This window comes from Bacillus sp. USDA818B3_A (assembly GCF_009928415.1).
Taxonomy (GTDB): Bacteria; Bacillota; Bacilli; order Bacillales; family Cytobacillaceae; genus Neobacillus.
Genome location: NZ_JAABNN010000010.1, coordinates 65,414 through 77,518, shown reverse-complemented (window position 1 = coordinate 77,518; position 12,105 = coordinate 65,414). Strand labels below are relative to the sequence as shown.

10 protein-coding genes are annotated in these 12,105 nt (G+C 41.8%); 3 read left to right on the top strand and 7 right to left on the bottom strand.

The window, feature by feature from the left end; genetic code table 11:
• Positions 1-51: 51 nt before the first annotated feature.
• The gene (locus tag GXK58_RS16680; protein ID WP_160724297.1) at positions 52-711 is read right to left on the bottom strand and encodes a response regulator transcription factor; all 660 of its coding nucleotides are present in this window, start codon (positions 709-711) and stop codon (positions 52-54) included.
• Positions 689-2,869: a GAF domain-containing sensor histidine kinase gene (locus tag GXK58_RS16675; protein WP_160724296.1), complete on the bottom strand. Its 2,181-nt coding sequence runs from the start codon at positions 2,867-2,869 to the stop codon at positions 689-691. Before GXK58_RS16675 ends, GXK58_RS16680 begins: the two co-directional genes overlap by 23 nt.
• Positions 2,870-3,071: 202 nt before the next feature.
• Between GXK58_RS16675 and GXK58_RS16670 the strand changes: the two genes are divergently transcribed.
• Positions 3,072-3,650, top strand: a complete 579-nt coding sequence (locus GXK58_RS16670; RefSeq protein WP_160724295.1) for a hypothetical protein — start codon at positions 3,072-3,074, stop codon at positions 3,648-3,650.
• Between the two features lie 39 nt (positions 3,651-3,689).
• Here the strand turns inward: GXK58_RS16670 and GXK58_RS16665 are convergent, their stop codons facing one another.
• From GXK58_RS16665 to GXK58_RS16655, 3 genes are all read right to left on the bottom strand, one after another.
• A complete protein-coding gene (locus GXK58_RS16665) occupies positions 3,690-4,292 on the bottom strand; it encodes a class I SAM-dependent methyltransferase (RefSeq protein WP_160724294.1) in 603 nt (200 codons plus the stop codon).
• An 87-nt stretch (positions 4,293-4,379) separates the two neighbouring features.
• Complete coding sequence (gene nagE / locus GXK58_RS16660; protein ID WP_160724293.1) at positions 4,380-5,825, bottom strand: N-acetylglucosamine-specific PTS transporter subunit IIBC; 1,446 nt, start codon at positions 5,823-5,825, stop codon at positions 4,380-4,382.
• 241 nt (positions 5,826-6,066) lie between these two features.
• Positions 6,067-6,972, bottom strand: coding sequence for a Gfo/Idh/MocA family protein (locus GXK58_RS16655; protein ID WP_160724292.1), 906 nt, complete (start codon positions 6,970-6,972; stop codon positions 6,067-6,069).
• Between the two features lie 170 nt (positions 6,973-7,142).
• On the opposite strand from GXK58_RS16655, the gene GXK58_RS16650 reads away from it, so the two are divergent.
• Together GXK58_RS16650 and GXK58_RS16645 are read left to right on the top strand one after the other, a co-directional pair.
• Positions 7,143-8,126 (top strand): glycosyltransferase family 2 protein, encoded by a 984-nt coding sequence (locus GXK58_RS16650; protein WP_160724291.1) that lies wholly within the window; start codon positions 7,143-7,145, stop codon positions 8,124-8,126.
• A 19-nt stretch (positions 8,127-8,145) separates the two neighbouring features.
• Positions 8,146-10,323, top strand: coding sequence for a glycosyltransferase family 39 protein (locus GXK58_RS16645; RefSeq protein ID WP_160724290.1), 2,178 nt, complete (start codon positions 8,146-8,148; stop codon positions 10,321-10,323).
• A 49-nt stretch (positions 10,324-10,372) separates the two neighbouring features.
• On the opposite strand, the gene GXK58_RS16640 is transcribed toward GXK58_RS16645, so the two are convergent.
• Together GXK58_RS16640 and GXK58_RS16635 are read right to left on the bottom strand one after the other, a co-directional pair.
• On the bottom strand, positions 10,373-11,122 hold the full coding sequence (locus GXK58_RS16640; protein ID WP_160724289.1) for a sulfite exporter TauE/SafE family protein: 750 nt from the start codon (positions 11,120-11,122) through the stop codon (positions 10,373-10,375).
• 125 nt (positions 11,123-11,247) lie between these two features.
• On the bottom strand, positions 11,248-12,018 hold the full coding sequence (locus GXK58_RS16635; RefSeq protein ID WP_160724288.1) for a TerC family protein: 771 nt from the start codon (positions 12,016-12,018) through the stop codon (positions 11,248-11,250).
• Positions 12,019-12,105 lie beyond the last annotated feature (87 nt).

Below are 12,105 nucleotides of genomic sequence, written 5' to 3'. Positions count from 1 at the left end.
TTTCACTATAATTAATTTTTTAGCATTGATTCTTTATTGATTGGTCTGTTCTTATTCTTCATCCTCTCCACTAAGCGGATTTTGTGATTCTTTGTAGAGTTTTTTTGCTTGGTATCTGTCTGCGACTTGCAATTTATTAAGTATATTGGAAATATGGTTGGCGACCGTTTTTGAACTTAGCTGCAGCTTGTTCCCAATTTGCACATTCGTGTATCCTTCAGCAATCAGTTCTAACACTTCCAGCTCCCGGCTAGTCAGCTCGCTAAGAGCAGTGTTCACATGGCTCTGCTTTTGCGGCATGGTAAAGTAGTTCATCATCCGGGCAGCAATATCTGAACTAAATACGGCTCCTCCGTTACCGACCATGCGAATCGAATGAAGCAGCTCCATTTCCCCCGCATCCTTTAAAACATACCCGCGTGCTCCCATTTGCATGGCGGTGAAGACTGATTTATCATTCTTTAACATCGTAACTATTAATATCTTCATTTCAGGCTGCTTCTCACGTATCACCCGGGTCGCTTCAATCCCATTAATCCCCGGCATGCGAATATCCATCACCATCACATCAGGCTGAAGCCTTAGCGCCAGTTCCACTGCCTCTTCCCCCGAAGCTCCCTCGCCAATCACTTTTAAATCGTCTGTCGTCTGTATAAGATTACGAACCCCGCTCCGAAATAATGGATGATCATCTATTAAGACTACCTTCATTAACCTTCTCCTCCCTTTGCAAAAAAGGTACTATAGCTCTTACCCTTGTTCCGCTGCCTCTCTCTAACTTTTCAAAAAAACATTGCCCGCCAAGCTCTGCTGTTCGTTCCCGTATCGACTTTAAACCTATGCCGCCGCTGATTGACGGCTTTAACAATATTGGCAAGCCGAGCCCATTGTCACTTACTTCAATCTGAAGTTCGGATTCAGAATGAACCGATATCCTCACCACACACTCAGTGGCCTGCGCATGTTTGACCACATTCACAAGTGCCTCTGTAATAATCCGGTAGGCCGCAACCTCAACGGCTGCCGGCAAAACAGGCAGCTGCTCAGGTGCTTCCAAGGCTATCTTTAACACGGCTGCTTCCTCATTCTCTTGCGTTTTGTTTGTCCCCATCGTTTTTCGAATCTCATTGATCCTCGTTTCAATCGACCCAATCAGCCCGAATTCATCCAATGTTGGCGGCCGTAAATCATGGACCATCGTGCGGATTTCATTTACAGTCGTTCGGATAACGCTGCGCAGTTCCCCCAACAGCTCAACAGCTTTATCTGGCTGTTTTTTCACATATTGCTCCGCTGCCGCCACATTAAAGGATAATGATAACAGCCTTGGAGCGAGGTCATCATGGAGGTTTCTCCGAATTTGCAGCCGCTCTTCTTCACGGGCCAGCACCAGCTTCTCCCTGGACTCTTGCAAATCATTGGCTAAAAGCTGCATCCCCCAGGTCATTTTTACATTTTGCAAAATCACACCGGACTGTCTGAGTAATACATCCATCAGGCGTAAATCCTCTTGGGAAAAAGTTTCATCTTGTGAGCGGCTCGAAACCATCAACGTCCCGAGCTCCTCTCCGCCATGAATGATGGGAAAGGAATGAACATCAAAAATAGCCTCAGTATTTCCTGCAGCAACAGCCATTTTTTCTTCATCTTTTACCCTTACGAATATCCCGACAAACGGAAGCCGCAATGCCCCTTTTATCGTGCCTGCTACCTCCTTCAATACCTCTTCCTGAGATAATGGCTGGACCAAATGATCCCCCAATTCCTTTAAGACTGTATAGGGATCATCATGCCGCCCCTTCATCAGCCGGTTTACAATTCGTTGAAGCCTTTCTTTTAACGGTGAAAAAAGAACCGCCACCACTCCCGTTGAAATCATTGAAATCACAAAATTATCCTTAGTCTTGAATAAACCGCCTAGATACATGACACTACCAGCGTAAATTAAAATAATCGTTAACGTTAAAGCCCCATAAAGAATGGTACGGTTTACGAGCGGATCAATCTCCCATAACCGGTGCCTTAAAATCGCCAGCACCAATGTTAAAGGAATGATTGCCACCACCATGTACAGCAAGGCACTTAAATAGATATAAGAAATCGGATTATCAGCAAACACAGGATACACAAAAAAACCACTTATGATCACTGACCCGAGGAGGGAAATCACCGCTCCATAGACCACCCACTTCGTTTGCTGTTTTTCAATGGAACTCGATACCTTCCGATAACGAAAAACCTGCGAAAAAATGGTTACACCCATCATGGTTAAGTAGTAGAGAAGCCTGCCTGTATTGGACCAATTTAACAAATCAAATGCTGTCCCCGCGGACAGGAAGCTGATGATCTGAACGATGCAAAAAGGGATAAAAACAAGCACCGTCCAGCGCGGTACAAAGCGGCCTTTTGGAAAAAGAAGCAAAAACAGAAAGAACGTCATCCGTCCAATACCAGCTACAGCCTCAGGAACCTTTTCTAAAAATGGACTGTCTTCCGATCCGATATAGACTAACGAAGTAAACGTCGTCCCGTAAGCAACAAGAGCAATCATCGCCAACAGCCCCAGTAAATCCCGTTTACTTTTTAGAAAAATAAGAAACGCTGCCAGATAAAAGAGAAATGAAAATGTACATTCAATGATGACGAACCATAACGAGTAGGTATCAGGGGTTAAATGATAAACACTCAATGCCTCTAAAGATGTTGGCGGGGCAGGGGCCAGTGCACTGCAAGGCTTGAGTGTACAGTCCATTCGAAGTGTTTCATAATAACTAGGAATATTATTCATATAAAAAACGATCATTAGGGCACAAAGTGCTGCCGCTGTTACCTGGGCAATCAAACCGCTTCGAGTGGCGATTTTTTTCATTGGCCTCATCCTCCCCATCCCCCTATATATAGGAAAATTATAACAACGACCATCTCCCTATGTATACAGTCAAATTCATCCCGAATATTCCTATGAAAGTTCCCGAATTCTTTAGGTATGGGGTGCTCTCGTAAATAGGAATATTGGTTTGTTACGATTAGTTTGTAAACAACAAACAACAATTTTTAGGGAGATGGATCGAATGACTGTTGAAAGAACAATTAAGTGGCTTGGATTAATTTGTATATTAGCGGGGATTGCTAGAATAGGGATGACTCCTGCGGGTTTATTATTTGGAGCAGATAGTAAACAGGAACTTGCCTTCGCCTTGGCGGCCAGTATCTTAATGGGAATTAGCTCAATCAACCTCTTCTTAGCTCAAGCAAAAAAGGCAGGAATCTTTGGATTTATTGCGACCTTACTTCTTGCCATGGGTAATATCATTTTAGCGGGCGGCTTTTATGGATTTTTTGCCTTCGGGGAATTACCGAAGCCAGGCACCTTCGTGAATATTATTGAATCTCTTGCCTATCCTGGCCTGCTATTAGGGACCTTACTCCTGATGATTGTCACCTACCGTGCAAATCTTTTTCCACGCTGGTATATTGCCATCTTTGCACTTATGCTTTTATCACTAGGAATTCCTTTCCTAGGTGACTATTTCGCTTTCTTCTGGGGCTTTACCTATGTCCTCATGGGCTACACGATTTTTACCGAAAAGTATGTTAACCCTGCCGTAAAAATCAAGACAAAAAAAGCCAGTGCGGTAATAAACGAATAGACGAATAGCCCCCTTCCTAGAGGAAGGGGCGTTTTTATTTTACGGTACTAACCGGTAAATCAAAAAACGTTCATTGGGATTATTTTCATAAACATATGGCAAAACCACTTCCTGCTTCAGTTCAAAGGCCGTCTCGTGCTCTAAGAAATAAATATAATCCTCTGACGGATAATACAAAACCAGCTCCACATCCCTTGGGGTATCCTCCAAAGAGCGTAAAATATTGTTAACCACTTTTCGAAACACCTGAATCGAGAACGGATTAAAAAAATAAAAGCGGTTATCTAAAGGGCTGATTTCATATTCTTCAGCAAAACAGCGAACAAATTGAATTTTACCCTTCCCATTCTTTTTTATATAACGCTTTAGGTTTAACAGCGCCTCATGATAAAGATCTTCATCCATTTCAACCCCGACAACATTTACATCATAAAAATAATGAAGATAAAAATTCAGGCGTCCTTTCCCCGAACCAAAATCAATAATATAGTCGTCGTGATTTATCTGGTAATGACGAAACAATTCTTCCAGGGCGCTGTAGGGCGTCGGCTCATAGCGATGATAATGGAGCGACTTATGAAACCCCTGCTGATCACCGCGGGTCTTAATATTAAGTAATTTATCAAAGTAATATTCTTTCATGGGTGGCTCCTATACACTTCTTTTCCATTTATTTTAACAAAAAAAAGCCGCTAAGATTCGATAATCCAATCTTAGCGGTTTCACTCATTATTCGTTTTTCCTCAACTTATGGACCTCATCAGCCACAAATTGAACATTCGTGCCAATAATCACTTGGATACTTTGAGGACCAACAATGTTAACTCCCGATACACCGGCTGATTTGATTTTCTTTTGATCCACCTTACTTATATCTTTCACTTCTAATCGTAAGCGGGTCACGCAGTTATCAACCGAAACTACATTGTCATCTCCGCCCAACCCCTCATAAATCACGGCGGCCATAGACGCAAACTTGCCTTCGCCCGCTCCAGCCTCAACTGCAGCCTCATCTTCGTCCTCTTCGCGGCCTGGAGTCATTAAATTAAACTTAACGATAATATACCGGAATAAGAAGTAATAGATAACAGCAAAGACTAACCCTTGAACGATTAACATATATGGCTGATTGGCGATTGGGATTTTAAAACTTAGCACATAGTCAACAAGCCCGGCGCTAAATCCAAATCCGGCGGTCCAATGAAACGCGGCAGCTATCGCCAATGAAAGACCTGTTAAGATTGCATGGACCAAATAAAGCATTGGAGCTAAAAACATAAAGGCAAATTCGATTGGTTCGGTCACACCTGTAAAGAAGGCGGCAAAGCCTGCGGCTAACATTAATGAAGCGACCTGCTTCCTCTTCTTTGTTTTAGCCGTATGCACCATGGCTAAAGCGGCAGCAGGCAGCCCGAACATCATGATTGGGAAAAATCCCGCCTGGTACATCCCCGTTACGCCCTTTTCACCCTTACTCGCCCAGAAATTGGTTATATCACTGATTCCAGCCACATCAAACCAGAATACCGAGTTTAAGGCATGGTGTAACCCGGTTGGAATTAACAGACGGTTGAAGAATCCGTAAAGACCCGCACCAATAGCCCCCAAATCACTGATTGCTTCTCCAAACGTAACCAAAGCCGTGTAAATGACTGGCCAAATAAAGAACAATACCCCGGAAACCACTAACATGGAAATGGCCGTCATGATTGGCACTAAACGTTTACCGCTGAAGAATGCCAAGGCATCAGGTAACTTAACCTGACTGTAACGATTGTACATAACTGAAGCGACAATTCCGGAAATGATTCCGACAAAAGCATTTTTTATTTTTTCAAAAGAAGGATCGACTTTTGCGGGGTCCACCCCTTCTAGCAACGCCACTGAACCGGTTGAAAGCAATGTGGTCACAACTAGAAAAGCAACCAAACCGCTTAGTGCTGCGGAACCATCTCTCTCTTTTGACATTCCTAAGGCAACGCCGACGGCAAATAGGATTGGGATATTATCAATTATCGAACTTCCAGCTTTAATTAAGAAAGCAGCCAATGGACTATCTGCCCCCCAGCCGGTTGGGTCGATCCAATATCCAATCCCCATAAGAATCGCTGCTGCCGGCAAGACGGCTACCGGTAACATCAATGAACTACCTAATCTTTGCAGGTATTTCTTCATTTTGATTCCCCCCTAGTTGTTTGTCATTCATGCTTGCAGCTATCTAAACAAAAAACGAATAAATAATAACTAGAAAACGACAAAGATAGCTGCTGATTTTATTTAACAGTCACCTCCTTTCGGGACCTGTCTATTATCATTTTACTGGCAGGTATTAGTTCCTATTACTGATATTTGGACATTCATGAAAATAAAAAAGCACGCAGGTATTTCTTTACCTACGTGCCAAATACACCTATTATTATCTAGTTAGTTTTGAAAGGATTGCTTCGCAGATCTCATGGGTTACCAATGCCTCCGAGGCCGGAATCCGCGTTCCTGAATTCGTAATGACTGCTTGAACGAAATCCGCTACCATTTGTTCAAAGCCGCGTTTTTTTAAAGTGGACTCCCAGTCACTGCCCCTTACCTCAATGGTTTCCATTCCTCTAGAAACGGCCATTTTCGAGACGTTAAAAACGCTGCGTTTTTCTATAGATCCCAGCACCTCGGCGATTTCTTCATTTGTCCCATTGTCCCGATTCATTATTCCAATAGCCGTTGCCCCACTCGAAATAAACTGCACCACGACATGGTATAACCTATCGTCAACCATTCTCCCATTAACAATCAAATCCTCAATTGGGCAGGGAAATAAATATCGCATTGTATCCACTACATGAATGAAATCGTCATAGATGAACGTCCTTGGTTCACCAGGAAGTGCTTTCCGATGTTTCTGAACAATGACCATATTGGGATCAACGGTTTCTTTTAATTCTTGATATAGGGGGGCATACCTGCGATTAAAACCAGTCATTAAGATTAAGCCCTTTTGTTCAGCTAGATCCACCAGCCTTTTTGTACGTTCATAATCATCTGTAATGGGTTTATCAACAAATACATGGATATTGTTTCGCAGCAATTGCTCAATGATTCGCTCGTGTGAGGCCGTCGAGGAATGAACAAAAGCCCCAGTAATCCCACTGTTCAACAAGGATTCTAATGTAGGGTGCAGATGTTCAAACCGATATTGGCGGCCAATGGAGCTTAGATTTTCTTGATTACGTGTAAAAAAGTGAAATTCTTGATCCTTCATACTGCTATAGACTGGCAGATACGCCTTTTGCGCAATATCTCCAATGCCAATTACACCAAATTTACCCACTGTGCCTCTCTCCTAAAAAGTTAATATGTACATAAAGTATATCAATTCCCCTGGTTAAAAACCCAATTTTAAAAAGTTCCTTTAAGAAATAATTAAGTTTATTTCGTTAAAGTAGAGGCAGATACCACGGATTCCATTCTCATCATTTCTTTTGAAAGGAGAATTTAACGGTGGAAAAAATAAAATATTCAATTGTTGTACCTGTATTTAATGAAGAGGAAGTAATTCAGCAAACCTATCATCGGTTAACCACTGTCATGGACTCTACAAACGCCCCCTATGAATTGCTTTTTATCAATGATGGCAGCAAAGACAAAACGGAGGAACTACTTGTTGAATTGGGGCTCATCGATGAAAAAGTCAAACTAATTAACTTTTCACGTAATTTTGGACATCAAATCGCCATTTCTGCCGGAATGGATTATGCACAAGGTGAAGCTGTTGTCATTATTGACGCAGATTTACAGGACCCTCCGGAACTGATATTAGAAATGATTGAAAAATGGATCGCAGGCTATGATGTCGTCTATGCTAAGCGGCTGTCCCGGAAAGGTGAGAGCTTTTTTAAAAAGAAGTCTGCCTCTCTTTTCTATCGAACACTCCGCTCTTTAACAGATATTGATATACCAATCGATACGGGAGATTTCCGCTTAATGGATCGAAAGGTCGTCGATCAAATGAAAGGGCTCCAGGAAAAAAATCGATTTGTCCGGGGACTTGCCAGCTGGGTAGGGTTTCAACAGACCGCAATCGAATACGAACGGGATGAACGGGCTGCAGGCGAGACTAAGTATCCTTTAAAAAGAATGTTTAAGCTTTCAATGGACGGGATTACATCCTTTTCCTATAAACCTTTAAAATTAGCAAGCTATGCAGGCGGATTTCTCGCTATTGCTGGTTTCATTTATATGTTTTATGTCTTCTATTTAAAAATTTTCACCGAAGCAACGGTCCCCGGCTGGTCATCACTAATCATCATCCAACTGTTCTTTAGTTCCATTGTATTGATTTTATTAGGGATTATAGGGGAATATATCGGACGGATTTATGATGAAACCAAAGATCGGCCCTTGTATATTGTCCGGGACTCGTATGGTATCGAAAAAACATATTTGAAGAGGAGAAGAGAAGAACTGTTAACAATCAAAAAATAAACAGGCGGAAGGTAATTATATGAAAACAGTAATGAAAAGAGTTGATACTCTCTTAGTTGGGATTCTCCTATTATCGATAGGTTTAAATTTTTATAATATAAATAATGCTGGATCGAATACGTATTATACAGCAGCAGTAAAAAGTATGATGCAGAATTTTCATGCTTTCTTCTATGCATCGTTTGACCCTGAGGGTTTCATCACCGTTGATAAGCCGCCTGTGGCTCTGTGGATTCAAACACTAAGCGCCAAGATCTTTGGCCTTAGTGATTTTAGTGTATTACTGCCGGAAGCGCTAGCCGGTGTAATTTCAGTTTATTTTATGTACATTCTTGTTAAACCAAAATTCAATCGTGCAGCAGGATTATTATCCAGTTTAGTTCTTGCATGTTCGCCCATTTTTGTGGCTGTTGTAAGAACAAACAATGTAGACAGTATTTTAATACTTACTCTATTAATTGCTGCTTGGGCATTGATGAAAGCGGTCGATAAGAAAAAGCTAAGCTGGTTACTTCTGAGTGTTTTCTTAATAGGGGTTGGCTTTAATATTAAAATGCTCCAAGCCTATATGGTTGTACCAGCGATTTATTTGTTTTATTGGTTCGCTGTTAAATTAAGCTGGAAGAAGCGGTTGCTGCATTTAATCGCTGCGACAGTGGTCATGGCCGGAGTTTCTTTATCTTGGGCTCTTGCTGTTGATTCTGTTTCGGCTAGCGAGCGGCCATATATCGGAAGCAGTCAGACTAACTCCGTCTTGGAGCTGGCTTTTGGCTATAACGGGATTCAGCGGTTATTGGGGCAAGATCGTAGCGCTTCTAGTTCTGATAGCGGGGCTGCTGAGACACAAAAACAAGATACTAGCACATCAACAACTGCGAGTTTTTCAAATCAATCAGGTACGGCTTCCGGACAAGGAACCCAGCCATCCGCAGGAACTAACTCTCAAGAGCAAGCGGCTAACGGGGCTCCGCCAAACTTCCAAGATGGCTCAGGCGGTAAAATGAATGGCGGTACGAGCGGGATGTTCGGCACTGGCACTCCGGGTCCATTCCGTCTATTCTCATCGGAGCTTTCCGGCCAAATTAGCTGGTTATTACCATTTATCCTTTTCGCCGTAATTGGTTTAGCGGCGGAATACAAGAAAACAAAACAATTCGATATGCGTGTTAAATTTGCAGTCTTTTGGCTTGCCTGGTTGATTCCCATGATGGTTTTCTTCAGCATGGCTGAGTTCTTCCATCAATATTATTTAAGCATGATGGGACCGGCCATTGCGGCATTAGTGGGAATAGGATGGACAGTACTCTGGAATTACTTTACAAACAATGACGGATGGAAGTCTGGGCTTCTTCCTTTCGCCATCCTAGCTACATTCCTGTTTGAAGCGTTAATTCTTCACCAGAATTCACAATCTAAATTTTTGGTAATTGGGACGGTTCTTGTCGGCGTTGTCCTCTTTATTCTCATGGTTCAACGCATGAAGAAAGATACCTTTTCCCCAGCCTTACCAATGACGGCTCTGCTGGCTTTATTGATTTTACCGTTATACTGGACGGATATAACGATTAATAAAACGAATAATGCAAGCACTCCGATTGCAGGACCTGGTTCTGGTATGGGAGGAATGGGCGGCGGGGCTCGAATGGCAGGTAATATGGGCTTCCCAGGGGGAGCACCAAATATGGGTGGTAATTCTGTCCCCGGAGCATCCCAAAATCAAGATGGCAGCATGACACCGCCTGCCAATCAAGATTCTGCAAGCATTCCGGCTAATGCTTTACCTAGCAATTCTGACAAAGGGATGGATAATAGAGATCAATTAAACACCGAGTTGCTTTCTTATTTGGAAAAAAATTATGACGGTGAAAAATACTTTTTAGCGACCGACAGCACACAGACTGCAGCACCATATATCCTCAATACTAATTATTCCGTTATGGCAATGGGCGGTTTTTCAGGAAGCGACCCCGTCCTAACGCCTGCTAAACTAGAAAAAATGGCAAAAGCTGGATATATTAAGTTTTTCTTAATCTCTGGACGCGGCGGCATAGGCGGTACTCAAAGTCAATCTGTGACACAGTGGATAAAGGACAATTGTGAAGAAGTCCCTAGCAGTGATTGGCAATCCGATTCTAGTTCTCAGAACCAAACATTTGGACCTGGACGTGCAGAAACTTTATATGTTTATAAGGGCTAAGTTTTTTATCTATTAAAAAAAGACTAAGGGTCGACCCTTAGTCCTTTTTTTAGATTAGTAATCTGATAGCAGATAAAGCCGTAACAACTAAAATAATGATCCGAAAAGGCTTTTCGTTAATCTTTTTAATCAAAAATGCCCCTAAAATAGCACCAACTGCAATCGCCGGTATCATAATTAATGCCATCAAAAGCGTTTTTAAATGGATATTATGCCAGACCGCCATTTGCATAGGAACCTTTGCCACATTGACAATAAAGAAAAACCAAGCAGTTGTACCTAGAAAATTATCCTTTTTAAACCCCTTAGCTAATAGAAACACACTGAAAATTGGTCCTGCAGCATTGCCGATCATCGAGGCAAACCCGCATAATACTCCCGTCAATCCATAAAACCATACTCCATTGGGAACTTTAGCTTCGTTTCCCCTTCTCTCCATATACAGCAAAATGATTAAGCATAAAATTACACAAACAGAGATAATCATTTTGAATTGGCCGTCATTTGTATATTCACCCACTGCCAGACCTACTATCAAACCAGCTGCTACCCAAGGCAATAAAGCTTTTATGTCTTTCCAATCGGCATGACGATTATAATAATAAATGGCAAAGATATCTCCAATTATTAATAATGGCAATATCATTCCTGTTGACTCTTTCCCTCCGAAGATTAAGGCAATAATCGGGATAACTGGCATCGAAAAAGCACTAATTCCCGTTTTTGAAAAACCGATCAATACAGCTGCCACTATAATCCAAATCCACTCTGATCCACTTAAATGAAATAAACTGAACATTTTATTATCCCCTATGTAACAAACTTTTTTATTGTATTGAAAAAAGCAGAAGAACCTATTTATATTCTTCTGCTTTTATATTCATATTGGATTTTCCTGCCTGTTATGTCAATAGCAGCTGTGTGTTATTCATGTGAATATTTTTCCGCTCTGTTTTTGCGGATGCCATGAACGATAAATGTAATAACGAAGGCTACAACCAAAACGATAATAAACGCTTCATTCGGAATCTCGATATCGACAAGGGTAAGTCCCATTTTTATGGCAATAAACAGAATTAAAAAATAGGCTGTCGTTTCGAGTTCTGGTACCCTGTTCATCAAACTGATAAAGAATGTTGCTACGCCCCGCATCAACAGAATCCCAATCATACCGCCAAGCAAGACAACCCAAACTTCATCGGAAACTGCAAGGGCGGTAAGAATACTGTCTACAGAAAAGGCCAAATCCATTAACTCCACACTGATTACCGTTGCCCAGAATAAACCGAATGTTTTCATTAACCAGCCCTTTGGCTCACGCACATCTTCTTCTTCCCCATCATCTTTACTTTTCAACTTGTCCATAAAGAACTTGACGGAGAGCCAAAGTAAATATAGGGCACCGATTAATTTAATAAACCATAATTTGATTAAAAAAGTCCCTAGCCCAATAAAAATAAATCGGAATATATAGGCGCCCCAAAGACCATAGATCAAGGCCTTTTTTTGCAGCTCTTTCGGGAGAGGTTTTACAAATGCTGATAAGACCAACGCATTATCAGCTGATAAGATGCATTCGAGCACCGCTAAAGATACAATTAATCCCCACGCTTTGGGCGAGGACAACACATCTGCCCACATCTGCCAATCAAGCATAGCGGCAAAGTTTGAGACTACTTCTTCCCACATGTTCAAATCTCCTTTTTTTAAAAAAACATTTCATGCCTTCCTTTTATTTTAACGTAATTTTCACAGGTACTACTAGTTTTCCGCTTTTCGTAC

Bases quoted from the DNA above. Each gene is read 5' to 3' on its own strand.
- GXK58_RS16640 (WP_160724289.1), bottom strand. From the start codon at position 11,122: ATGTTCAGTTTATTTCATTTAAGTGGATCAGAGTGGATTTGGATTATA.
- GXK58_RS16680 (WP_160724297.1), bottom strand. From the start codon at position 711: ATGAAGGTAGTCTTAATAGATGATCATCCATTATTTCGGAGCGGGGTT.
- GXK58_RS16675 (WP_160724296.1), bottom strand. From the start codon at position 2,869: ATGAAAAAAATCGCCACTCGAAGCGGTTTGATTGCCCAGGTAACAGCG.
- GXK58_RS16645 (WP_160724290.1), top strand. From the start codon at position 8,146: ATGAAAACAGTAATGAAAAGAGTTGATACTCTCTTAGTTGGGATTCTC.
- GXK58_RS16670 (WP_160724295.1), top strand. From the start codon at position 3,072: ATGACTGTTGAAAGAACAATTAAGTGGCTTGGATTAATTTGTATATTA.
- GXK58_RS16665 (WP_160724294.1), bottom strand. From the start codon at position 4,292: ATGAAAGAATATTACTTTGATAAATTACTTAATATTAAGACCCGCGGT.
- nagE (WP_160724293.1), bottom strand. From the start codon at position 5,825: ATGAAGAAATACCTGCAAAGATTAGGTAGTTCATTGATGTTACCGGTA.